General features: G+C 67.7%; 26 protein-coding genes. All 26 read left to right on the top strand.

Going from position 1 to position 21763, the window contains the following annotated elements; all coding sequences use genetic code 11:
* Positions 1 to 75 precede the first annotated feature (75 nt).
* The 26 genes from DEA06_RS12175 (at position 76) to rplN (ending at position 21761) form a co-directional block, all read left to right on the top strand.
* Complete coding sequence (locus DEA06_RS12175; protein ID WP_116648276.1) at positions 76 to 1164, top strand: RDD family protein; 1089 nt, start codon at positions 76 to 78, stop codon at positions 1162 to 1164.
* Complete coding sequence (locus DEA06_RS12180) at positions 1161 to 5633, top strand: FtsK/SpoIIIE domain-containing protein (protein ID WP_116648277.1); 4473 nt, start codon at positions 1161 to 1163, stop codon at positions 5631 to 5633. The genes DEA06_RS12175 and DEA06_RS12180 overlap by 4 nt, the downstream gene beginning before the upstream one ends.
* Positions 5634 to 5750: 117 nt before the next feature.
* Positions 5751 to 6041, top strand: coding sequence for a WXG100 family type VII secretion target (locus DEA06_RS12185; RefSeq protein WP_240606931.1), 291 nt, complete (start codon positions 5751 to 5753; stop codon positions 6039 to 6041).
* A gap of 91 nt (positions 6042 to 6132) precedes the next feature.
* Positions 6133 to 6429: a hypothetical protein gene (locus tag DEA06_RS12190; protein WP_116648278.1), complete on the top strand. Its 297-nt coding sequence runs from the start codon at positions 6133 to 6135 to the stop codon at positions 6427 to 6429.
* Complete coding sequence (locus tag DEA06_RS12195; RefSeq protein ID WP_116648279.1) at positions 6426 to 7796, top strand: hypothetical protein; 1371 nt, start codon at positions 6426 to 6428, stop codon at positions 7794 to 7796. Before DEA06_RS12190 ends, DEA06_RS12195 begins: the two co-directional genes overlap by 4 nt.
* 10 nt (positions 7797 to 7806) lie before the next feature.
* Complete coding sequence (locus DEA06_RS12200) at positions 7807 to 8637, top strand: hypothetical protein (protein WP_133241761.1); 831 nt, start codon at positions 7807 to 7809, stop codon at positions 8635 to 8637.
* Complete coding sequence (locus DEA06_RS12205) at positions 8634 to 9227, top strand: hypothetical protein (protein ID WP_116648281.1); 594 nt, start codon at positions 8634 to 8636, stop codon at positions 9225 to 9227. The genes DEA06_RS12200 and DEA06_RS12205 overlap by 4 nt, the downstream gene beginning before the upstream one ends.
* Positions 9224 to 9877 carry a hypothetical protein gene (locus tag DEA06_RS12210; RefSeq protein ID WP_133241762.1) on the top strand — a complete coding sequence of 218 codons (654 nt, stop codon included), beginning with the start codon at positions 9224 to 9226 and terminating at the stop codon, positions 9875 to 9877. The genes DEA06_RS12205 and DEA06_RS12210 overlap by 4 nt, the downstream gene beginning before the upstream one ends.
* Positions 9878 to 10194: 317 nt before the next feature.
* Positions 10195 to 10563, top strand: coding sequence for a 30S ribosomal protein S12 (rpsL, locus tag DEA06_RS12215; RefSeq protein WP_017201609.1), 369 nt, complete (start codon positions 10195 to 10197; stop codon positions 10561 to 10563).
* Between the two features lie 5 nt (positions 10564 to 10568).
* On the top strand, positions 10569 to 11039 hold the full coding sequence (rpsG, locus tag DEA06_RS12220) for a 30S ribosomal protein S7 (protein WP_116648283.1): 471 nt from the start codon (positions 10569 to 10571) through the stop codon (positions 11037 to 11039).
* Between the two features lie 91 nt (positions 11040 to 11130).
* A complete protein-coding gene (gene fusA, locus DEA06_RS12225) occupies positions 11131 to 13245 on the top strand; it encodes an elongation factor G (RefSeq protein ID WP_116648284.1) in 2115 nt (704 codons plus the stop codon).
* Between the two features lie 166 nt (positions 13246 to 13411).
* Positions 13412 to 14605, top strand: a complete 1194-nt coding sequence (tuf, locus tag DEA06_RS12230; RefSeq protein WP_116648285.1) for an elongation factor Tu — start codon at positions 13412 to 13414, stop codon at positions 14603 to 14605.
* A 142-nt stretch (positions 14606 to 14747) separates the two neighbouring features.
* Positions 14748 to 14963, top strand: a complete 216-nt coding sequence (locus DEA06_RS12235) for an Rv0909 family putative TA system antitoxin (protein ID WP_116648286.1) — start codon at positions 14748 to 14750, stop codon at positions 14961 to 14963.
* 178 nt (positions 14964 to 15141) lie between these two features.
* On the top strand, positions 15142 to 15504 hold the full coding sequence (locus DEA06_RS12240; protein ID WP_116648287.1) for a hypothetical protein: 363 nt from the start codon (positions 15142 to 15144) through the stop codon (positions 15502 to 15504).
* A 469-nt stretch (positions 15505 to 15973) separates the two neighbouring features.
* Positions 15974 to 16282, top strand: coding sequence for a 30S ribosomal protein S10 (gene rpsJ, locus DEA06_RS12245; RefSeq protein ID WP_116648288.1), 309 nt, complete (start codon positions 15974 to 15976; stop codon positions 16280 to 16282).
* 8 nt (positions 16283 to 16290) lie between these two features.
* Positions 16291 to 16950 (top strand): 50S ribosomal protein L3, encoded by a 660-nt coding sequence (gene rplC, locus DEA06_RS12250; protein WP_116648289.1) that lies wholly within the window; start codon positions 16291 to 16293, stop codon positions 16948 to 16950.
* A gap of 4 nt (positions 16951 to 16954) precedes the next feature.
* Positions 16955 to 17617, top strand: a complete 663-nt coding sequence (gene rplD, locus DEA06_RS12255) for a 50S ribosomal protein L4 (RefSeq protein WP_116648290.1) — start codon at positions 16955 to 16957, stop codon at positions 17615 to 17617.
* Positions 17614 to 17910, top strand: a complete 297-nt coding sequence (gene rplW, locus DEA06_RS12260; protein WP_116648291.1) for a 50S ribosomal protein L23 — start codon at positions 17614 to 17616, stop codon at positions 17908 to 17910. Before rplD ends, rplW begins: the two co-directional genes overlap by 4 nt.
* 25 nt (positions 17911 to 17935) lie before the next feature.
* Positions 17936 to 18775: a 50S ribosomal protein L2 gene (rplB, locus tag DEA06_RS12265; protein WP_116648292.1), complete on the top strand. Its 840-nt coding sequence runs from the start codon at positions 17936 to 17938 to the stop codon at positions 18773 to 18775.
* A gap of 13 nt (positions 18776 to 18788) precedes the next feature.
* Entirely contained in the window at positions 18789 to 19070 is a 282-nt protein-coding gene (rpsS, locus tag DEA06_RS12270) for a 30S ribosomal protein S19 (protein WP_116648293.1), read from the top strand.
* Positions 19071 to 19095: 25 nt separating this feature from the next.
* Complete coding sequence (gene rplV / locus DEA06_RS12275) at positions 19096 to 19494, top strand: 50S ribosomal protein L22 (RefSeq protein WP_116648294.1); 399 nt, start codon at positions 19096 to 19098, stop codon at positions 19492 to 19494.
* Positions 19494 to 20264 (top strand): 30S ribosomal protein S3, encoded by a 771-nt coding sequence (gene rpsC, locus DEA06_RS12280; RefSeq protein ID WP_116648295.1) that lies wholly within the window; start codon positions 19494 to 19496, stop codon positions 20262 to 20264. The genes rplV and rpsC overlap by 1 nt, the downstream gene beginning before the upstream one ends.
* Entirely contained in the window at positions 20264 to 20683 is a 420-nt protein-coding gene (rplP, locus tag DEA06_RS12285; RefSeq protein WP_116648296.1) for a 50S ribosomal protein L16, read from the top strand. Before rpsC ends, rplP begins: the two co-directional genes overlap by 1 nt.
* Positions 20683 to 20994 carry a 50S ribosomal protein L29 gene (rpmC, locus tag DEA06_RS16920; RefSeq protein ID WP_116648297.1) on the top strand — a complete coding sequence of 104 codons (312 nt, stop codon included), beginning with the start codon at positions 20683 to 20685 and terminating at the stop codon, positions 20992 to 20994. The genes rplP and rpmC overlap by 1 nt, the downstream gene beginning before the upstream one ends.
* A gap of 92 nt (positions 20995 to 21086) precedes the next feature.
* Positions 21087 to 21389, top strand: coding sequence for a 30S ribosomal protein S17 (gene rpsQ, locus DEA06_RS12295; protein ID WP_116648382.1), 303 nt, complete (start codon positions 21087 to 21089; stop codon positions 21387 to 21389).
* A gap of 3 nt (positions 21390 to 21392) precedes the next feature.
* On the top strand, positions 21393 to 21761 hold the full coding sequence (rplN, locus tag DEA06_RS12300) for a 50S ribosomal protein L14 (protein WP_116648298.1): 369 nt from the start codon (positions 21393 to 21395) through the stop codon (positions 21759 to 21761).
* Positions 21762 to 21763: the final 2 nt, after the last annotated feature.

Genomic DNA, 21763 nt, shown 5'->3' on the forward strand with positions numbered 1-21763 from the left:
CGCGCCCGTCCAGGGACGGGTCGGGCAGCGTCGCTGCGATAGGTTTACCAGTCGAGCTTTCTGCGAGGGGGACCGATGAGCGGAGCCGGTGAGACGCGGGATCACACCCCGTCGGATTCGATCGGTGGCGACCCGGAGTCCGCGACGAGACTCGGCATCGTCGACGCGCGCCCCGGAGTGCGGGCGTGGGCGTTCGCGATCGACGTCCTGATCTGGTCGCTGCTGGCCGTCCCCGCCGGCATCGGCGCTGCCTTCCTCCTCGGGGGAGACGTCTCGTGGGGCCCGATCGTCCTCGTGATCGCCGGTTCGGTGCTGCCGGCCCTGTTCGGACTCGTCCAGCTCGTGCTCCATGGGCGTCGTGGCGTGACCGCCGGCAAGGCTGCGATGCGGCTGCGCTCGGTCTCCGTCGTCGATCTCGGGCGCCCCGGCTTCTGGCGCATCGTGCTCCGCGCCCTCGTCCTGTGCGCCAGCGGGATCGTGCCGGTCGTCGGCCCGGCCGTGATGTTCGCGTCGGGGCTGTGGGATCGCGAAGGCCGCGGGCGCAGCATCCTCGATCGTGTCGCGGGATGCTGGCTGATCGACGCGCGCGCGGGGCTCGACCCGGCCGACGCGCGGGCGCTGCGCCGCACGATCCGCGAGCTCGAGATGCCGCTGCGGGAGGTGTCGGAGGGCCTGCCCTCGCTCGCATCGAACGGATCCGGCGAGCCGCCGATGCTCGCCGAGCGTCGCTCGAGGGCCGGCGTCGTCGGTGTCTCGGGCGGACCGTGGGCTCCGCACCCCGTCGAGGACGAGGCTGCGGGACTGATCACCGCCGCGCCGCGGATCGAGCACGTGCTCGTCTTCGAGGACGGCTCGAGCGTCCGCGTGCCGGAGTACGGCCTGATCGGCCGCCAGCCCGAGGCCGCACCCGGTCAGACCGCCGAGGTGCTGCTGGCCCTGGAAGACCCCGACAAACTGCTGTCCAAGACGCACCTGGCGTTCGGTCTCGATGCGGGCGGGGTGTGGGTCATGGACCGCAACTCGAGCAACGGGACGACGATCGTCGGGGCGGATGGCGCCGAGACCCCGCTCACCCCGGGGTCGCGCGTCGGCCTCGAGGCGGGCGTCGTCGTGCGCCTGGGTGGCCGCATGTTCCAGGTTCGTCGAGGGGGTCCCCAGGCATGAAGATCAAACTCGCCCTCCGCCGAGAGGCCGCAGCGCCCGTCGACGTCATCGTCACCGCTGACGCCACCGCGACCGTCGAAGACGTGGCCCGATCGCTCGCCGACAGCAGTCGCATCCCGGCATCGGTCACGCCCACGCTGCTCGTCGCCCCTCCCGGCGAGGAGCCCGCGCAGATGGATCCGACGGCGCTCGTCGCCGACGCGCCCCTCGGCTCGGGCTTCGATGCCGCGGTGGTCGCAGCGACCGCCGACGCCTATGCGTCCAGCGGCGCCACCGCCGCCGTGATGCAGATCCTCAGCGGCGCCGAAGCGGGGCGCGTCGTCCCGCTCGCCCACGGCACCTCGATCATCGGGCGGGTCGAGCCGGCTCACGTGGTGCTCCGCGACCCGATGGTCTCCAAGCGCCACGCGCGCGTCGAGGTCGACAAGGAGATCGAGGTCATCGATCTCAACTCCGCCAACGGGCTGGTCATCGACGGCGGTCTCGTCTCCCGCGTGCGTGTGCGACCCGGCCAGATCATCACGATCGGCGGCACCGACGTGCGATTCGTCCGCACGGCGAACGAGGGCGATGCCGAGGAGACGCGCATCTTCGAGCAGGGCGGGTCTCTGCTGTTCAACCGCTCGCCCCGCGTCGAGAAGCGCTATGCCGGGCGCGAGCACCGGCACCCGATCATCCCGGCCGAGGCCGACCCCCGCATCTTCCCGTGGCCGATGGTCGCAGCCCCCGTGCTCCTGGGCCTCGCCCTGTTCGCCGTGACCCAGCGCCCGACGTCGCTGCTGATCGTCTTCATGGCGCCGCTGATGATGCTCGGCAACTTCATCGGGCAGCGCACGCAGCAGGGCAAGAAGCTCCGTCTGGAGATCGACACGTTCGAGACGCAGATCGACGAGCTCGAAGACGCCCTGCTCGCCGAGGAGGTGGTCGAGCGCGAACGCCGCCGAGAGGAGGCTCCTCCGACGGCCACCGTCTTCGAGCAGTCCATGAAACTCGGCCCGCTGATGTGGACCCGACGCCCCGAGCACTGGAACTTTCTCTCGGTGCGACTCGGGTCGGGCACCGGTCGCAGTCGCAACACCGTGCAGGAGGCGAGCGACCAGCGCGGCATCGCCGAATACTCCGACCGGGTGAACGCCCTCCGGTCGCGGTTCGAGCACATCTCCGACGTGCCCCTCGTGGAACTCCTCCCGTCGGCGGGAGCGATCGGCATCGCCGGAGGACGCGGCGAGGTCGCCGACGTGCTCCGCGGGATCGGCGTGCAGCTGTTCGGCCTCCACGCGCCCAACGAGGTCATCACCGCGGCGATCGTCGACCCCGCCTGGACGCCCGACGTCGAGTGGATGAAGTGGCTGCCGCACACCACGAGCCCCCAGTCTCCGTTCGCCGAGATCGCGCTCGCCGACAGCCCCTCCGCGGCGACCGTGCTGCTCAACGCCCTCGAGGGCGCCGTTCTCGAGCGCCTCACCGGCTCCACCGAGCAGCGGGGACCGCTCGCCCCGCAGGACACGTCGATGGAGCTCGGCAAGAGCGTCGGCGAGCGGGCACACAGCCCCGCGAAGGGCGGCGACGTCTCGCTGATCCTCATCGCCACCAACGACGCGCCCGTCGACCGCGCCCGTCTCACCCAGCTGATCGAGCGTGGACCGGATGCGGGGGTCTACACGATCTTCGTCGCCCCCACCGTCGAGTCGCTCCCTGCCGCCTGCCGCACGTTCGTCGATGTCACGAACGGCCTCGACGACGCCGTGGTCGGCTGGGTGCGCGCCGGTGAGCGGGCCGAGGGGGTCAGCGTCGAGGGCGTCTCGCGCGAGTACGCCGAGCACTTCGCCAAGCGGCTCGCGCCCGTCGTCGACTCCAGTTCGGTCGCGCCCGACTCGTCGGACCTGCCCCACAGCGTGTCGCTCCTGCGCATCATCGGCGCCGATCGAGCCGCCGAGACCTCGGCCGTGATCGAACGGTGGCGGCAGAACAACTCGATCATCGACCGGTCGCGCACGCCCCGGCCGCGCCTGAAGCGCGCCGGCACCCTCAAGGCGTTCATGGGGCAGGGGAGCCCCGACGCGATGTCGCTCGACCTGCGCACCCAGGGTCCTCACGCGCTGGTGGGCGGAACGACCGGCTCGGGCAAGAGCGAGTTCCTGCAGACCTGGGTGCTGGGAATGGCGGCCGAGTACAGCCCCGACCGTGTGACGTTCCTGTACGTCGACTACAAGGGCGGCTCCGCCTTCGCCGACTGCGTCGACCTGCCCCACACGGTGGGGCTCGTCACCGACCTGAGCCCGCACCTCGTGCGACGCGCCCTGACGAGCCTGCGAGCGGAGCTGCACCACCGCGAGCACCTGTTCAACCGCAAGAAGGCGAAGGACCTGCTCGAGCTCGAGAAGCGGCAGGATCCCGAGACGCCGCCCGCGCTCGTCATCGTCATCGACGAGTTCGCCGCCCTCGCCACCGAGGTGCCGGAGTTCGTCGACGGTGTGGTCGACATCGCCCAGCGCGGTCGTTCCCTCGGCATCCACCTGATCATGGCCACGCAGCGCCCCGCCGGTGTCATCAAAGACAACCTGCGCGCGAACACCAACCTGCGCGTCGCGCTCCGGATGGCGGATGCCTCGGACTCGAACGACGTCGTCGGCGATGCCGTCGCATCCACTTTCGACCCCTCCATCCCCGGCCGCGGGATCGCCAAGACCGGCCCGGGCCGACTCGTGCCGTTCCAGGCGGCCTATGCGGGCGGATGGACGACGCAGGAGCCCGATCGTGCTCAGGTGCGGGTCGCGGAGCTCCGCTTCGGATCGGTGACGCTCTGGGAGTCCGAGCGCGACGATGACGGATCTGACGCGCACGACGACGATCTCGGCCCGAACGACCAGAAACGCCTCGTGGCGAACCTGGTGGCCTCGGCCGAGGAGGCCGGCCTGCCGAAGCCGAGGCGGCCCTGGCTCGACGATCTGGCGGGCACGATCGACCTGCGCGACCTGCCGCTCGACGGAGATGCGCGCATCCCTCTCGGACTCGCCGACATCCCGCAGCAGCAGCTGCAGACGGCGGTCTTCTTCGAGCCCGACACCGACGGCCACATGCTCGTCTACGGAACCAGCGGGTCGGGCAAGAGCGTGGCATTGCGCTCGATCGGCATCGCCGCGGGTGCGCGCCCCGACCTCGGCCGGGTGGCGGTGTACGGCATCGACTTCGGTACCGGCTCGCTCCGCTCGATCGAGACCATGCCGCACGTCGGCGCGATCGTCTCGGGCGACGACTCCGAGCGCGTGCAGCGGCTGCTGCGCACCGTCCGTTCGATCCTCGACGACCGTTCACGACGGTTCTCCGCGGTGAACGCGTCGACGCTCACCGAGTACAGGGTTCTGGCAGACAAGCCCGACGAGCCGCGGATCGTCATCCTCCTCGACGGGTTCGGCACGTTCAAGCAGGACTGGGAGACGGTCTCGGCGCGCGCGCCGTACTACGCGATCTTCATGCGCGTGCTGGGTGAGGGGCGGCCGCTGGGCGTGCACGTCGTCGCCACGGCCGATCGCTACGGGAGTGTCCCCACGGCCGTGAGCGCGAACGTGACCAAGCGCATCGTCCTGCGCATGGCCGACGACGGCGCGTACTCGATCCTCGGGGTGCCGAAGGACGTGCTCAATGAGCGCAGCGCTCCCGGGCGCGCGATCGTCGACGGTGTCGAGACGCAGATCGCGGTCATCGGGGGCACCACGAACGTGGCCGAGCAGAACGCCGCCGCCGAGGCGTTCAGCGCGAGGCTTCGAGCAGCCGGAGCCATCGAGGCCGAGAACATCGGCGCACTTCCGACCGAGCTCGAGGCGTCGAGCCTGCCCGACCGGATCGACGGGCTCCCCGTTCTCGGGATCGGCGATGACACCCTGGGACCTCGGGCGTTCGAGCCGATCGGAACCTTCGTCGTGGCGGGGCCGCCGCAGAGCGGCAAGACCACGGCGCTGCGGGGCCTCGTCAGAGCGGTGGAGCGCCTCGACCCCGAGGTGGCACTGTTCCACGTCGGCGGACGCCGTGCGGCACTGCGCTCCTTCCGGCCGTGGACGAGGACGGCCAGCAGTCCGGAGGACGTGCGCGCGCTCGCCAAGGAGCTCAAGGACGTCGTCATCGACGACACCCTCACCCAGCGGCTCATGGTCGTGGTGGAGAACATCACCGAATTCAGCGACACCGACGCCGAGCGCCCGCTCAAGGAGTTGTTCCAGGCGATCAACCGCAGCGACCACTTCCTCGTCGCCGACGGCGACGTCGCCCAGCTCACCAGCGGGTTCGGTCTGATCGGGGAACTCAAGGCGGGGCGCCACGGCATCGCGCTGCGGCCCGAGACCTACGACGGCGACTCGTTGTTCAAAGTGCCGTTCCCGAAGGTGCAGCGTCACGAGTTCCCGCCGGGCCGCGGGTTGTTCGTCGAGAACGGCCGCATGGTGACCGTTCAGCTTCCGCTCGTGACCGCCTGAGGCGCGATACCACAACCTCTTGGCCGGCGGGAAGGCCTGTCGGAGGCCGCGAAGAGGTTCGATTAGGGTGGTGGTCGTTCAGGGGTTCCGGCCCCTTTCTCCTCAACGAAAAGGTGCATGATGGCGGATTTCAAGGCGTCCTACGGCGAGATGGAGTCGATGTCGGGCAAGCTCGATTCGGGCCGCGAAGAGATCGGCGACGTCCTCCGTCGTCTGAAGGACGACGTCGACCGGCTTCTGGGAGACGACTTCAAGACCCAGCACGCTTCCGGCAAGTTCGGTGAGGGTTACACCGAGCTGACGACCGGTCTGGAGAAGGCCATCGAGGGCATCTCCGACATGGGCGAGTCGCTGCGCAAGATGATGCAGGCGATCAAGGACACCGACCAGGCGCTCGCGGGCAACTGACGTCCTTTCACCCCGGGCCGTTCTCCACGAGGACGACCCGGGGTGAAAGTCGTGTGCGCGACGGTTCCGGCGACGACGAGGAGGAGACCGCATGGCCAACGACGGGATGGACGTCGATCTCGGGGATCTCGAGCTGATGGTGGGCCGGTTGGACTCGTTCAAGACCGAGTTCGCCGATCTCGGGAAGAACACCGATACCGTGGCGGATGCTGTGGGACGACCCTCTGGGCGGTCAGAACTGCGCAGCAAGGTCGAAGAGTTCCAGAGCGGGTGGGACGGCAACCGCGAGCAGCTCTCGGAAGACCTCGACACCGTCTACCAGCACCTGAAGGACTTCGTCGACACCATCGGCGAACTCGATGTGGAATTGGCGAGTGACCCCGAATGACCTACTCACCGAATCGCGGCTACCGGCTCGAGGAACTCGAGGGCGACCCCTACGACATCGACACCGCCGGGAACGAATACACCCGCATGGGCGAGCGCATGCAGTGGACCTCGGACGAGCTGCAGAAGCTCTCGTCGGAGACGCGCTACAAAGCCGAGGGGCTCGACGCGATCCGTGAACAGGCCGGCGAGCTCGCCGACCAGCTGACGAAGGTCGCCGATCGCTACACGAGCTCCGGGCCGGTACTGGTCGCATACGCCTCCGCGCTCCGCGATGCGCGCACGCGCACCGTCAACCCGCTCGTGGACGACATCTTCGCCGCCATCGCCGCGCGCAACGAAGCCGTTGCCGCCCGCGAGGAGGCCGAGAGCACCGCGGACGACCTCCGCAACCCCTGGCCGTGGCAGGACGACGCCACCGATGCTCAGCTCGCCACCGCCGACCAGGCCGTCTCGAGCACGGGGAGCGCAGCGAACACCGCCGAGAGCGAACTCGAGGGCCTCTGGGAGACCTTCGAGTCGGGCTATTCGGCGTGGGAAGAGGCCTACGAGAAGGCCGTCAACGATCTGGAGACCGCGTACAGCGCGTCGGGGATCGACGACAACCCGTGGGAAGACGCCTTCGATTTCATCGCCCAGGCGCTGACGGTGATCGGCACGATCGCCATCGTCGTGGCGATCTTCGTCGCCGCTCCCATCGCGGCGGTGCTCCTCGTCATCGCCACCGTGGCGGCTATCGCCACCCTCGCCATCCATCTCGGCATGATGCTGGCCGGGTCCAAACGCGTGACGATGGGCGACCTGATCTTCGACACCATCGCGGTGATCCCGTTCGCGGGAGGCGTCGTCAAGGCGATGCGCGGCGGATCCACCTTCTTCCGTGCGCTCGGACCGGCAGCCGGTCTCGGCACCGCGTCGCGGACCACCATCACAGCGGGTCGCAACGCCGTCGAAGACGGTGTGCGCACGATCCGCGGATGGGGCGGCTCGGGCGGGGGACAGGCGGCTCGACAGGCCGCTGCCGGGGGTATCGCGGACGACTTCCTGCGCACCTCGGTCGGCAACTGGGGTCAGGGTGCCTGGAACGCCATCCGGTCGGGCGGTGGTCGTCTCGACGGCCAGGCGTTGAGCATGTCGGAGAACATGCTCACCGCGTGGCCGCGCCCGGGCGGGGTGCCGCGTGTCGCGGCGAACAACTGGCTCGCGAGCGTCGGCGCCCCCGGTGCTCTCACGCAGGGATCCAACGTGCTGAACTTCTTCAACGGCATCGAGCAGTCGGTGAGCAGCGGTGTGAGCGCGTTCGGGGGACCCGACATCCCGACCGTCTCCGACATCCCCGGTCTCGACGTCAACCCTTTGGCGAGGTGACGTGTCCGACATGACCACGGGTGTCGTCGCCGAGCTGAAGGACCGCATCCCGGATTTGCGTCGCCGCACACGCCTGGACGCCGTCGTCGAGGCGTCGCGTGCAGCCCTCCTCGTGGCGGTGCCCCGCCTGCGCGGCGACTACGACAGCGTCGTTCGTCGTGCAGGTGCGGCGCCGGCGAGACCTTCGCGTCCGACGTGGGGCGTGCGCGACACCGTCACCGTCGTCGCTCTGCTCCTGGGGCTCCTCGTGGCCGGCCTCGTTCTGCCGTCCCCGCGCAACGGCCGCCCCGCGCTCGGGGTCGACGCCGCTGCTCTCTGGGTGGGCCTGTGCGCGGTCGCCGCGTTCGCGATCTTCGTCGCTCTCGAACGGGGCCGACGCGACACCCTCCTGCTCGGCGCCCACACGCGGGGCGCCTGGCGCCTGTTCGTCGTGCTCGCCGTGGTGTGGGCGGCGGTGTTCGTCTACATGGTGCTCAACGGGGACGACGTCGACCGCTTCGAGCCCCAGGCTCCGATCGCCGGATTCGTTCTCCTCGGGCTGTCGGTCGTGGGTATGGCGGGGCTCGCGATCGTGGCGCGTCGTCGCGACCGTGTCGCGCTGCTCGACCCCGCCGTGGCGGCGAAGGACGAATGGGGAGTCAGCGCCGGCGGCGACGACCCCATCGACGAGTGGTGGGCTTCTCTGCCCACGAAACTCGCGCCCGCCGAGCGGTCGGTCGCCGACCGCTCGTACGGCACCGCGATCGAGGTGCTGGAGCGCGAGGGCATCATCCGCGGCGGCGACGCACGTCGCCTCCGTCGGAAGAATCCGTCGGTGGTCTGGAGAGGAGACGCCGGATGAGCGCCGTAGAGGTGATCTTCGACACCGATCGCTGGATACGGGTGCCTCTGGACTACGCGGATACCCCGTGGCGCGACGCCGAGGAGTGGGCCGACTGGCTCGCGGAATCGGCCACGAGCGGTCGGCCGGACGCCGAGACCGTCGCGCCCCTCGTGCGCTCCGGCGCACGCGCGGTCGCCCTGTTCCCCGCCGCTCACGTGTGGGCCCGGTTCTGGCACTATCCGATCGCGTCGATCCCGACCGGATTCGCCGACATCTACGTCCAGAGTCGCGAACCCGACGGTACGGATGCGGAGGATCTGCTCCCCGATCCGGGCTTCACGGCGCTCGATCCGGTCGTGGAGGTCTTCTCGATCGACGGGTTCATCTCCGCGGCGTGCCGTCACAGCCTCCCGCTCGTGCTGCGTTCAGAGGACGACGCCGAGCCCGCGGTACTGCCGCGGCTCGAATGGCTGGGCGTCACGCCCGAGTGGGTCTGCTACGTGGTCACGAACGATCACGACCCCGCGGCGATCGCCGACCGGGAAGCCGACGTCGAGGCGCTGTTCCGCAGTATGGCGGAACCCGGCGGACGAGAGACGGATCGATGACTTTGCGCGAAGAACTCATCGGCCGCCGAGCCGCTCCGCCCCGGCCCGCGCCCTACCGCCTCCTGGCCCCCGCGGGATGGCGGAGGGTCCCCGCCGAGGTCCTCACGGACGTCTTCGGCGAGACGGCGGTCGAGCGCCTGAAGGAGGCCGGTCGGCCGGATCTCGTGCTGCAGATGCGGGGGATGCTGTCGCAGCTGCGACGATCCCTGCGGTCGACCCACGTGTTCGAGGCGTACCTCCCGCCGACCCTCGACGGCGATCCCCAGCCGGCCGTGCTGACGGTGGCGCCCTTCGTGCGTCCGAGCGACGTCTCGTGGGCCGGTGCGGTCGCTCGTGCCGCCCGAGGTGCCGAGGTCGTCCAGCCGGACTTCACGGCGACCCCGATGTGGCGGTGGGCGAACGATCACAGCGATCGGCGCGGCACGGAAGAGCCCGCGATCCGCACGCGTGCGCAGCACTACGTCGTTCCGGTGGGCGTCGATGCATCCGAGCGCCGCGGGCTCCATTTCGTCCACACCGTCCTGGCCGCCGACGACACGCAGCCCGCGCTGTCGGACGACGCCCTCACCCCGACCAGGCTCACGGAACTGCTGCTCGAGACCGGCGACGTCATCCTGAGCACCTTCCGGTGGACCGACGTCGAAGACTGACGCGGCTTCCCCGCCTCGAGGATGCGCAGCATCCGGTGTCGTTTGCCCGCACCCCTCCCGGGGGCGTATGATTGGGCGGGTGTGCGCTCACGCGCGCCCTGCGTCGTGCCCCCGGTATCTCGCAGGAGCGTTGGTCGCACCATCTCAGGGATGGGCCTGCGAACAGGTCACCCCCACGGCATATCCACCACGAGAAGCGTCAGATCATTCTGCCGCTCGGTGGGTCTATGTGAGCCCGCAACGTCATGAATCGAAAGATCCGGATGCTGCGGGGGAGACACACCCGCTGTCACCGTGCAGCACAACAAGGAGAGAACGTGCCAACTATTCAGCAGTTGGTTCGCAAGGGACGCTCGCCGAAGGTCACCAAGACCAAGGCTCCCGCCCTGAAGTCGAACCCCCAGCAGGCCGGTGTCTGCACCCGCGTCTACACGACGACCCCGAAGAAGCCGAACTCGGCCATGCGCAAGGTCGCCCGTGTGAAGCTCCGCAACGGCACCGAGGTCACCGCCTACATCCCCGGCGAGGGCCACAACCTGCAGGAGCACTCGCTCGTGCTCGTCCGCGGCGGTCGTGTGAAAGACCTCCCCGGTGTCCGCTACAAGATCGTCCGCGGTGCACTCGACACCCAGGCCGTCAAGAACCGTAAGCAGGCTCGCAGCCGCTACGGCGCGAAGAAGGGCTGAGTCAGATGCCTCGTAAAGGTCCCGTCACCAAGCGTCCGGTCGTCAACGACCCGGTCTACGGTGCTCCGATCGTCAGCCAGCTGGTCAACAAGATCCTCGTCGACGGCAAGAAGTCGATCGCGGAATCGATCGTCTACACCGCCCTCAAGGGCGTCGAGGCGAAGAACAGCCAGGACGCCGTCGCCACCCTCAAGAAGGCGCTCGACAACGTGCGCCCCACCCTCGAGGTCAAGAGTCGCCGCGTCGGTGGCTCCACCTACCAGGTGCCGATCGAAGTGAAGCCCCACCGTGCGAACACGCTGGCCCTGCGCTGGCTCGTGAGCTACGCGAAGGCCCGCCGCGAGAAGACCATGATCGAGCGTCTCCAGAACGAGATCCTCGACGCCTCGAACGGCCTCGGTGCCGCGGTCAAGCGCCGCGAAGACACCCACAAGATGGCCGAGTCGAACCGCGCCTTCGCGCACTACCGCTGGTAATACGCCTGAACGTCGACCTCCGGGTCCCGAGCCTGTCGAAGGGCCCGGAGGTCGACGGAATGTCCCTCTCCACAAGTTAGGAACCCCGCCCGTGGCACAAGACGTGCTCACCGACCTCACCAAGGTCCGCAACATCGGCATCATGGCGCACATCGATGCCGGCAAGACGACGACGACCGAGCGCATCCTCTTCTACACGGGCGTCAACCACAAGATCGGCGAGACGCACGATGGCGCCTCGACCACCGACTGGATGGAGCAGGAGCAGGAACGCGGCATCACGATTACGTCGGCCGCCGTCACCTGCTTCTGGGACAAGAACCAGATCAACATCATCGACACCCCCGGTCACGTCGACTTCACCGTCGAGGTGGAGCGCTCGCTCCGCGTCCTCGACGGCGCCGTCGCCGTCTTCGACGGCAAGGAGGGCGTCGAGCCCCAGTCCGAGACCGTGTGGCGTCAGGCCGACAAGTACGACGTCCCCCGCATCTGCTTCGTCAACAAGATGGACAAGCTGGGCGCCGACTTCTACTTCACCGTCGACACGATCGTCAACAAGCTGAAGGCCAAGCCGCTCGTCATCCAGCTCCCCATCGGTGCGGAGAACGACTTCGTCGGCGTCATCGACCTCGTCGAGATGCGCGCCCTGGTCTGGCCCGGCGACTCCAAGGGTGACGTCACCATGGGAGCGAAGTACGAGATCCAGGAGATCCCGGCCGACCTCGCCGACAAGGCCGCCGAGTACCGCGAGCTGCTGCTCGAGACCGTCGCCGAGTCGGACGAGGAGCTTCTCGAGAAGCACTTCGGCGGCGAGGAGCTGACCGTGGCCGAGGTCAAGGCCGCGATCCGCAAGCTCACCATCGCGTCCGAGGTCTACCCGGTCCTGTGCGGTTCGGCGTTCAAGAACCGCGGCGTGCAGCCCATGCTCGACGCGGTCGTCGACTACCTCCCGTCGCCCCTCGACGTGCCGGCCATCGAGGCCCACGACCCGAAGGACGAAGAGATCGTCATCGAGCGTCACGCCGACCGCGAAGAGCCGTTCACGGCCCTCGCGTTCAAGATCGTGACGCACCCGTTCTTCGGTCGTCTCACCTACATCCGCGTCTACTCCGGTCACCTCGACTCCGGCGGACAGGTCGTCAACTCGACCAAGTCCAAGAAGGAGCGCATCGGGAAGATCTTCCAGATGTACGCGAACAAGGAGAACCCGGTCGACTCGGTCACCGCGGGTCACATCTACGCGGTCATCGGCCTCAAGGACACGACCACGGGCGACACGCTCTCCGACTCGCAGCACCAGGTCGTGCTCGAGTCGATGACGTTCCCCGAGCCGGTCATCGAGGTCGCCATCGAGCCCAAGACCAAGGCTGACCAGGAGAAGCTGGGTCTCGCGATCCAGAAGCTCGCGGAGGAGGACCCGACGTTCCGCGTCGAGCAGAACTCCGACACCGGTCAGACCGTCATCAAGGGCATGGGCGAGCTCCACCTCGACATCCTGGTCGACCGCATGAAGCGCGAGTTCCGCGTCGAGGCGAACGTCGGAAAGCCCCAGGTGGCCTACCGCGAGACGATCAAGAAGGCCGTCGAGCGTCACGACTACACGCACAAGAAGCAGACCGGTGGTTCGGGTCAGTTCGCGAAGATCCAGTTCGCGATCGAGCCGCTCGAGGTCACGGCCGACAAGACGTACGAGTTCGAGAACAAGGTCAGCGGTGGCCGCATCCCGCGCGAGTACATCGGCCCCACCGACCAGGGTTTCCAGGACGCCATGAACGTCGGCGTGCTCGCCGGCTACCCCATGGTCGGCGTCAAGGCCATCCTGCTCGACGGTGCGTCGCACGACGTCGACTCCTCGGAAATGGCGTTCAAGATCGCCGGCTCCATGGGATTCAAGGAAGCCGTCCGCAAGGCGAACCCCATCATCCTCGAGCCCATCATGGGCGTCGAGGTGCGTACTCCCGAGGAGTACATGGGCGACGTCATCGGCGACCTCAACTCGCGTCGTGGCCAGATCCAGTCGATGGAAGATGCCCAGGGCGTCAAGGTCGTCAAGGCGAACGTCCCCCTCTCGGAGATGTTCGGCTACATCGGCGACCTGCGCTCGAAGACCTCCGGCCGTGCCGTCTACTCCATGGAGTTCGACAGCTACGCCGAGGTGCCGCGCGCGGTGGCCGACGAGATCGTCCAGAAGACCAAGGGCGAGTAACTCCGTCCTCCGGATGCTGCCGGTGCCGCGCCCCGGTGAGGGGCCGGCAGCATCCACCCCACAACTTCACATCACACCTCTACTAAGCTGAGAACCATCCCCGTAGAGAACCGGTCGCAAACCAGTGCCCGGACCCTCTACACATGACCGTCCTGAGGAGGACCCAGTGGCTAAGGCCAAGTTCGAGCGGACCAAGCCGCACGTGAACATCGGAACGATCGGTCACGTCGACCACGGCAAGACCACGCTCACCGCTGCCATCTCGAAGGTGCTCGCCGACAAGTACCCGTCGGCCACCAACGTTCAGCGTGACTTCGCGTCGATCGACTCGGCGCCGGAAGAGCGTCAGCGTGGTATCACGATCAACATCTCGCACGTCGAGTACGAGACCCCCAAGCGTCACTACGCCCACGTCGATGCGCCGGGCCACGCTGACTACATCAAGAACATGATCACCGGTGCTGCCCAGATGGACGGCGCGATCCTCGTGGTCGCCGCCACCGACGGCCCGATGGCTCAGACCCGTGAGCACGTTCTGCTCGCCAAGCAGGTCGGCGTCCCCTACCTGCTCGTCGCGCTGAACAAGTCCGACATGGTCGACGACGAGGAGATCCTGGAGCTCGTCGAGCTCGAGGTTCGCGAGCTGCTCTCGAGCCAGGACTTCGACGGCGACAACGCCCCCGTCGTCCGCGTCTCGGGCCTCAAGGCTCTCGAGGGCGACGCCGAGTGGGTCGAGAAGATCGTCGAGCTCATGGAAGCCGTCGACGCGTCCATCCCCGACCCGGTGCGTGACAAGGACAAGCCGTTCCTCATGCCCGTCGAGGACGTCTTCACGATCACCGGTCGTGGAACCGTCGTCACCGGCCGCGCCGAGCGTGGCACGCTGGCGATCAACTCCGAGGTCGAGATCGTCGGCATCCGTCCGACGCAGAAGACGATCGTCACCGGTATCGAGATGTTCCACAAGCAGCTCGACGAGGCCTGGGCCGGCGAGAACTGTGGTCTGCTCCTGCGCGGCACCAAGCGTGACGACGTCGAGCGTGGCCAGGTCGTCGTGAAGCCGGGTTCGGTTACGCCGCACACCGGGTTCGAGGGCACCGCCTACATCCTGTCGAAGGAAGAGGGCGGCCGTCACAACCCGTTCTTCACGAACTACCGCCCGCAGTTCTACTTCCGCACCACCGACGTCACCGGCGTCATCACGCTGCCCGAGGGCACCGAGATGGTCATGCCCGGCGACACCACCGACATGACGGTCGAGCTGATCCAGCCCATCGCCATGGAAGAGGGCCTCGGCTACGCGATCCGTGAGGGTGGCCGCACCGTCGGCGCCGGCACGGTCACGAAGATCCTCAAGTAACACCTCCGCTCGCCCCGCGAGCGAACGAGCAGCCCCCCGGGTCCATCAGGATCCGGGGGGCTTTCTCGTCCGCGCGCCAGCCCTTGCAGGGCAGGGAGGCGGCGTCCGAGAATGAGGATCCCGATCACGAGGAGGTCCCACCATGGGAGTCGACGACATCATCAACAAGGGCAAGCAGATGTTCGAGCAGAACCGCGACAAGATCGAGGAGGCCCTCAAGAGCGAGAAGGCCGAAGACGTCAGCGACAGGTTCCTCGACGGCGCCGCCGACGCGATCAAGAAGGTCGCTCCCGAGCAGCACCACGGGAAGATCGACGAGGTCCGCGCCAACGTCGACAAGAACATCGGCAACCAGTAGCGCCGCACCGAAAGTGCCCGTTTCTGCCGAACGTGCCCGTTTAGACGGGCACCCCCGGCGGGAACGGGCACTTTCGACGTCTGGCGTCCTCTCCTCCCCAGGGCGGGGCGCCGAGCGGATGACGCGGGGTCGCGCGATCGAGGGGCCGGGGGAGCGCGGGCGGGAGCATCCTCGGGGGATGCGCGCCGATGGACCCCTCATTCGCACCGCCGATCTCGCCCGCGTCGGAACCGCCGGCGCCGTGAGGGCGGAGGCGCCGGTGCTGCAGACCGAGGTGCGCGTGCGGGATGGGCGGAGGGCCTACCCCGACTTCGCGTGGCCGAGGCGGCGGCGGTTCGCCGAGTTCGACGGTGACGGGAAGTACGTCGATCCCGGAATGACCGGTGGCCGCAGCATCCGCGAGACGTTGCGCGATCAGCGCGCTCGAGAGTCCGCGGTCACGGAGGCCACCGGGTGGCTGCCCGTCCGCTGGGGATGGGAGCGCCTGGCCTCGCTGACGGCCTTCGCGGCGTTCCTGCGCTCCCACGACGTGCTCGACTGACGCCGAGAGTGCCCGAATCCGCCATTCGAGGCCGCAATTTCGGGCACCCTCGGCCGAAAGGGGCACCCTCGGTGTGTGCGAGGCTGGGGGAGCGCTGCATATCGCCTGTCGCGACACGCCCGGGTTTGCGACACGCCCGGGCGGCACGTAGACTAATCCAGTTCCACACTCCGGTGGTCGCTCTGCGTGCCGCCGGTCACTGCCAGGGCAGTGCATAGCGACACGAAAGTGAGCTAGGCCGCGGGCAGGAGAACATCCCACCGAAACCCTCCACTCTTTCGGGAGTGCGTCTTCGTGCGCGAGGAGGGGCGGGCCGGATGCTTCGGCAGCCGGTTTGACAGCAGAACAGCGGTGCAGCATCGCTCGCGAGAGCGAGCAGAAGTGCCAGGGCGCGCAAGCGCCGTCGTGCGTCCAATGCCACCGGGTCCGAATGGCCCGGGGTAAGACGCGTAAAGAGAGAGAGCAGACAATGGCGGGACAGAAGATCCGCATTCGCCTGAAGTCGTACGATCACGCCGGACTCGACTCGTCCGCGCGCAAGATCGTCGACACCGTGACCCGTGCCGGCGCTACGGTCGTCGGCCCCGTGCCGCTTCCGACCGAGAAGAACGTCATCGCGGTCATCCGGTCGCCGCACAAGTACAAGGACAGCCGCGAGCACTTCGAGATGCGCACCCACAAGCGCTTGATCGACATCATCGACCCGACGCCCAAGGCCGTCGATTCGCTGATGCGTCTCGACCTCCCGGCCGATGTCAACATCGAGATCAAGCTCTGAGGTTCGACATGGCTGACATCAACTCCAAGATTTCCAAGGGCCTGCTGGGCACCAAGCTGGGCATGACCCAGGTCTGGGATGCCAACGGCAAGCTCGTTCCCGTCACCGTCATCGAGGTGGCTCCGAACGTGGTCACCCAGGTTCGCACCCCCGAGAAGGACGGCTACAACGCCGTGCAGATCGCCTACGGGCAGATCGACCCCCGCAAGGTGAACAAGCCCCTGACGGCCCACTTCGAGGCCGCGGGCGTCACCCCCCGTCGTCACGTCACCGAGATCCGCACCGCGGACGCCGGCGACTACTCGCTCGGGCAGGAACTCACCGCGGAAGGCCTCTTCGAGGCCGGCCAGCTGGTCGACGTCGTCGGCACCAGCAAGGGCAAGGGAACCGCCGGTGTCATGAAGCGTCACAACTTCAAGGGCGTCTCGGCATCGCACGGTTCGCACCGCAACCACCGCAAGCCCGGTTCGATCGGCGCATCGTCGACCCCGAGCCGCGTTTTCAAGGGCATGCGCATGGCCGGCCGTATGGGCGGCGAGCGCGTGACCGTCCTCAACCTCACGGTGCACGCCGTCGACGCCGAGAAGGGTCTGCTGCTCGTCAAGGGCGCCGTCCCCGGCGCACGTGGCCGCATCGTCTACGTCCGCAACGCAGTGAAGGGTGCCTGAACTCATGGCTGACTCGACTCTCGCGCTCGACGTGCTGAAGGCAGACGGCAAGAAGGCTGGCTCCGTGGAGCTGCCCGCCGCGATCTTCGACGTCAAGACGAACATTCCGCTGATCCACCAGGTCGTCGTCGCGCAGCGCGCGGCGGCTCGCCAGGGAACCCACTCGACCAAGCGTCGCGGTGAGGTCTCCGGTGCCGGCCGCAAGCCGTTCAAGCAGAAGGGAACCGGTAACGCCCGTCAGGGTTCGATCCGTGCTCCCCACATGACCGGTGGTGGCATCGTCCACGGTCCCAAGCCCCGCGACTACGGGCAGCGGACCCCCAAGAAGATGATCTCGGCCGCCCTCCTCGGCGCACTGAGCGACCGCGCACGCGGCGACCGTCTCCACATCATCGACTCGTTCGGGTTCGACGGCACGCCGTCGACGAAGGCCGCAGCATCCGTGCTCGGTGCCCTCTCGGCGACGAAGAACGTGCTGGTCGTCATCGAGCGCGGCGACGACGTCGCCGTGAAGAGCGTCCGCAACCTCGCGTACGTCCACGTCCTCACGTTCGACCAGCTCAACGCGTACGACGTGCTCGTCTCGGACGACATCGTCTTCACCAAGGCCGCGTACGACGCCTTCGTCGCGTCGAAGTCGGCGACCACCCAGGAGGTGTCGGCATGACCGTAAACAAGGACCCGCGCGACATCATCCTGAAGCCGGTCGTCTCCGAGAAGAGCTACGGGCTCATCGACGAGGGCAAGTACACGTTCTACGTGGACACCCGCGCCACCAAGACCGAGATCAAGCTCGCCATCGAGAAGATCTTCGACGTCAAGGTCGCCGCGGTGAACACCATCAACCGCGTCGGCAAGGCGCGTCGCACCCGCTTCGGCCTCGGCAAGCGCAAGGACACCAAGCGCGCCATCGTCACGCTGAAGTCGGGCACCATCGACATCTTCACGGCAGTCGGCTGACGGTCGGGACTGAGGACTACAGAACATGGCTATTCGCAAGTACAAGCCCACGACCCCGGGTCGCCGCGGTTCGTCGGTGGCAGACTTCGCCGAGATCACGCGATCGACGCCTGAGAAGTCGCTGCTCCGACCGCTGTCGAAGACCGGTGGCCGCAACAACCAGGGCCGCATCACCACGCGTCACATCGGTGGCGGCCACAAGCGCCAGTACCGTCTGATCGACTTCCGTCGCAACGACAAGGACGGCATCGACGCCAAGGTCGCTCACATCGAGTACGACCCCAACCGCACCGCGCGCATCGCGCTGCTGCACTACGCGGACGGCGAGAAGCGCTACATCATCGCGCCGAACAAGCTGTCGCAGGGCGACGTCATCGAGTCGGGTGCCGGTGCTGACATCAAGCCCGGCAACAACCTGCCGCTGCGCAACATCCCGACCGGTACGGTCATCCACGCCATCGAGCTCCGCCCCGGCGGCGGCGCGAAGCTGGCGCGTTCGGCCGGCGCATCCGTGCGTCTGGTCGCCAAGGACGGCCCGTACGCCCAGCTGCGTCTGCCCTCGGGCGAGATCCGCAACGTCGACGTGCGCTGCCGCGCCACGATCGGCGAGGTCGGCAACGCCGAGCAGTCGAACATCAACTGGGGCAAGGCCGGTCGCAACCGTTGGAAGGGCATCCGCCCGACCGTCCGCGGTGTCGCGATGAACCCGGTCGACCACCCGCACGGTGGTGGTGAGGGCAAGACGTCCGGTGGACGTCACCCCGTGACCCCGTGGGGTCAGAAGGAGGGGCGCACCCGCCACCCCAACAAGGAGAGCGACAAGCTCATCGTCCGTCGTCGTACCGCCGGCAAGAAGCGCAAGTAGGTAGGAACAGAAGATGCCACGCAGTCTTAAGAAGGGCCCCTTCGTCGACGAGCACCTGCTTCGCAAGGTCGTGTCGCAGAACGAAGCCGGTACCAAGAACGTGATCAAGACCTGGTCGCGTCGATCGATGATCATCCCCGCCATGCTCGGCCACACCGTGGCCGTGCACGACGGTCGCAAGCACATCCCCGTGTTCGTGACCGAGACCATGGTGGGCCACAAACTGGGCGAGTTCGCGCCCACCCGCACCTTCCGCGGCCATGAGAAGGACGACAAGAAGGGCCGCCGCCGCTGACGCGGGGGCGCTAGAGGAGAGAGAAATGGTGGAGTCCATCGCACGCGTGCGACACATCCGCGTGACCCCTCAGAAGGCTCGTCGTGTCGTTGCGCTCATCAAGGGCAAGCAGGCCGCTGAGGCCCTCGCCATCCTGAAGTTCGCGCCGCAGGGCGCGAGCGAGCCGATCTACAAGCTCGTCGCCTCGGCGATGGCGAACGCTCGGGTCACGGCCGACAAGACGAACGAGTACCTCGACGACCAGGATCTGTTCGTCGCGAACGCGTACGTCGATGAGGGCGCGACGCTGAAGCGCTTCCGTCCCCGTGCCCAGGGCCGCGCTTTCCAGATCAAGAAGCGCACGAGCCACATCACGGTCGTGCTGTCGACGCCCGAGGCGCCGACGGCCGAGTCCGGAACCCCGACCAAGAAGGCGAGCAAGTAATGGGCCAGAAAGTCAACCCGTACGGCTTCCGCCTCGGTATCACCACGGACCACGTGTCCCGGTGGTTCTCCGACTCGACGAAGCCGGGCCAGCGCTACGCCGACTACGTGGCGGAGGACATCAAGATCCGTCGTCTGCTCACCACGTCGCTCGACCGCGCCGGTGTCAGCAGCATCGAGATCGAGCGCACCCGTGACCGCGTCCGCGTCGACATCCACACCGCCCGCCCGGGCATCGTGATCGGTCGTCGTGGCGCCGAGGCCGAGCGCATCCGCGCCGACCTCGAGAAGCTCACCGGCAAGCAGATCCAGCTGAACATCCTCGAGGTCAAGAACCCCGAGGCCGACGCTCAGCTCGTCGCGCAGGGCATCGCCGAGCAGCTCGTGGGTCGTGTGGCGTTCCGCCGCGCGATGCGCAAGGGCATGCAGGGTGCACAGCGCGCCGGCGCCAAGGGTGTCCGCATCCAGGTCTCCGGCCGCCTCGGCGGCGCCGAGATGAGCCGGTCGGAGTTCTACCGCGAAGGCCGTGTGCCCCTGCACACGCTCCGCGCGAACATCGACTACGGCTTCTACGAGGCGAAGACCACCTTCGGCCGCATCGGCGTGAAGGTCTGGATCTACAACGGCGACATGACCAACAAGGAGCTCGCTCGCGAGCAGGCCAACGCGCCGAAGTCCCGCGGTCGCGACGACCGTGGCGACCGCGGCGACCGCCGTCCGCCGCGCAGCCCCCGCAACGAGGCCCCCGTGGCAGAAGGAGCGTCGGCGTAATGCTCATCCCCCGTAAGGTCAAGTACCGCAAGCAGCACCACCCCGGGCGGTCCGGTCAGGCGACCGGCGGCACCGAGGTGAGCTTCGGCGAGTACGGCATCCAGGCACTGACTCCCGCCTATGTGACCAACCGTCAGATCGAGTCCGCTCGTATCGCCATGACGCGTCACATCAAGCGTGGTGGAAAGGTGTGGATCAACATCTACCCCGACCGTCCGTTGACCAAGAAGCCCGCCGAAACCCGCATGGGTTCCGGTAAGGGTTCGCCCGAGTGGTGGGTCGCGAACGTCAAGCCGGGCCGGGTCCTCTTCGAGGTCTCCGGTGTCGACGAGTCCCTCGCTCGCGAGGCGCTCACCCGGGCAATTCACAAGCTGCCCCTCAAGGCACGCATCATCAAGCGCGAGGAGGGCGACGCGTAATGGCGATCGGCACCAAGCAGCTCGCCCCGAGCGAGCTCGACACGTTCGAAGACCAGCGTCTGGTCGAAGAGCTGCGCAAGGCCAAGGAAGAGCTGTTCAACCTGCGCTTCCAGTCGGCCACCGGCCAGCTCGAGAGCCACGGCCGCATCCGCGCCGTCAAGCGCGACATCGCGCGGCTCTACACCGTCATCCGTGAGCGCGAGCTCGGCATCCGTGCCACTCCCGCTCCGGTGGAGGCGACGAAGGCGAAGAAGACCAAGGCCAAGAAGGCGGATGCCGCTGACTCGGCCGCGAAGGAAGAGGCCGAGTGATGGCTGAGACCACCGAGAAGAAGACGGCTCCCGCCCGCAAGGCGTCGACCAAGGCGGCTGCGGCCGCCGAGGCGCCCGTCGTGGACGAGGCCGTGCAGGCCAAGGGACACGAGAGCTCCGAGCGCGATGTGCGCGACGCGGACGCTCGCGGTTACCGCAAGTCGCGCCGTGGCTACGTCACCAGCGACAAGATGGACAAGACCATCGTCGTCGAGGTCGAAGACCGCGTGAAGCACCCGCTCTACGGCAAGGTCATCCGTCGCACCTCCAAGGTGAAGGCGCACGACGAGACGAACTCCGCCGGCATCGGCGACCTCGTGCTGATCAACGAGACCCGCCCGCTCAGCGCCACCAAGCGGTGGCGTCTGGTCGAGGTCCTCGAGAAGGCGAAGTAACCCATGATTCAGAACGAATCCCGCCTCAAGGTCGCCGACAACACCGGCGCCAAGGAGCTGCTCACCATCCGTGTGCTCGGCGGCTCCAACCGTCGGTACGCGGGCATCGGTGATGTCATCGTGGCGACGGTCAAGGACGCGATCCCTGGCGGAAACGTCAAGAAGGGCGACGTCGTCAAGGCTGTCGTCGTGCGCGTCATCAAGCACACCCGTCGCCCCGACGGCTCGTACATCAAGTTCGACGAGAACGCCGCCGTGATCCTGAAGACCGACGGGGAGCCCCGCGGCACCCGCATCTTCGGGCCGGTCGGTCGTGAGCTTCGTGACAAGAAGTTCATGAAGATCGTCTCGCTGGCACCGGAGGTCATCTGATC

Source organism: Microbacterium sp. Gd 4-13 (assembly GCF_003095395.1).
GTDB lineage: Bacteria > Actinomycetota > Actinomycetes > Actinomycetales > Microbacteriaceae > Microbacterium.

What these genes read in the sequence shown, in the direction of transcription:
- DEA06_RS12175 (WP_116648276.1), top strand. Translation starts at nt 76, where the DNA reads ATGAGCGGAGCCGGTGAGACGCGGGATCACACCCCGTCGGATTCGATC.
- DEA06_RS12180 (WP_116648277.1), top strand. Translation starts at nt 1,161, where the DNA reads ATGAAGATCAAACTCGCCCTCCGCCGAGAGGCCGCAGCGCCCGTCGAC.
- DEA06_RS12185 (WP_240606931.1), top strand. Translation starts at nt 5,751, where the DNA reads ATGATGGCGGATTTCAAGGCGTCCTACGGCGAGATGGAGTCGATGTCG.
- DEA06_RS12190 (WP_116648278.1), top strand. Translation starts at nt 6,133, where the DNA reads ATGGCCAACGACGGGATGGACGTCGATCTCGGGGATCTCGAGCTGATG.
- DEA06_RS12195 (WP_116648279.1), top strand. Translation starts at nt 6,426, where the DNA reads ATGACCTACTCACCGAATCGCGGCTACCGGCTCGAGGAACTCGAGGGC.
- DEA06_RS12200 (WP_133241761.1), top strand. Translation starts at nt 7,807, where the DNA reads ATGACCACGGGTGTCGTCGCCGAGCTGAAGGACCGCATCCCGGATTTG.
- DEA06_RS12205 (WP_116648281.1), top strand. Translation starts at nt 8,634, where the DNA reads ATGAGCGCCGTAGAGGTGATCTTCGACACCGATCGCTGGATACGGGTG.
- DEA06_RS12210 (WP_133241762.1), top strand. Translation starts at nt 9,224, where the DNA reads ATGACTTTGCGCGAAGAACTCATCGGCCGCCGAGCCGCTCCGCCCCGG.
- rpsG (WP_116648283.1), top strand. Translation starts at nt 10,569, where the DNA reads ATGCCTCGTAAAGGTCCCGTCACCAAGCGTCCGGTCGTCAACGACCCG.
- DEA06_RS12235 (WP_116648286.1), top strand. Translation starts at nt 14,748, where the DNA reads ATGGGAGTCGACGACATCATCAACAAGGGCAAGCAGATGTTCGAGCAG.
- DEA06_RS12240 (WP_116648287.1), top strand. Translation starts at nt 15,142, where the DNA reads ATGCGCGCCGATGGACCCCTCATTCGCACCGCCGATCTCGCCCGCGTC.
- rpsJ (WP_116648288.1), top strand. Translation starts at nt 15,974, where the DNA reads ATGGCGGGACAGAAGATCCGCATTCGCCTGAAGTCGTACGATCACGCC.
- rplC (WP_116648289.1), top strand. Translation starts at nt 16,291, where the DNA reads ATGGCTGACATCAACTCCAAGATTTCCAAGGGCCTGCTGGGCACCAAG.
- rplD (WP_116648290.1), top strand. Translation starts at nt 16,955, where the DNA reads ATGGCTGACTCGACTCTCGCGCTCGACGTGCTGAAGGCAGACGGCAAG.
- rplW (WP_116648291.1), top strand. Translation starts at nt 17,614, where the DNA reads ATGACCGTAAACAAGGACCCGCGCGACATCATCCTGAAGCCGGTCGTC.
- rplB (WP_116648292.1), top strand. Translation starts at nt 17,936, where the DNA reads ATGGCTATTCGCAAGTACAAGCCCACGACCCCGGGTCGCCGCGGTTCG.
- rpsS (WP_116648293.1), top strand. Translation starts at nt 18,789, where the DNA reads ATGCCACGCAGTCTTAAGAAGGGCCCCTTCGTCGACGAGCACCTGCTT.
- rplV (WP_116648294.1), top strand. Translation starts at nt 19,096, where the DNA reads ATGGTGGAGTCCATCGCACGCGTGCGACACATCCGCGTGACCCCTCAG.
- rpsC (WP_116648295.1), top strand. Translation starts at nt 19,494, where the DNA reads ATGGGCCAGAAAGTCAACCCGTACGGCTTCCGCCTCGGTATCACCACG.
- rplP (WP_116648296.1), top strand. Translation starts at nt 20,264, where the DNA reads ATGCTCATCCCCCGTAAGGTCAAGTACCGCAAGCAGCACCACCCCGGG.
- rpmC (WP_116648297.1), top strand. Translation starts at nt 20,683, where the DNA reads ATGGCGATCGGCACCAAGCAGCTCGCCCCGAGCGAGCTCGACACGTTC.
- rplN (WP_116648298.1), top strand. Translation starts at nt 21,393, where the DNA reads ATGATTCAGAACGAATCCCGCCTCAAGGTCGCCGACAACACCGGCGCC.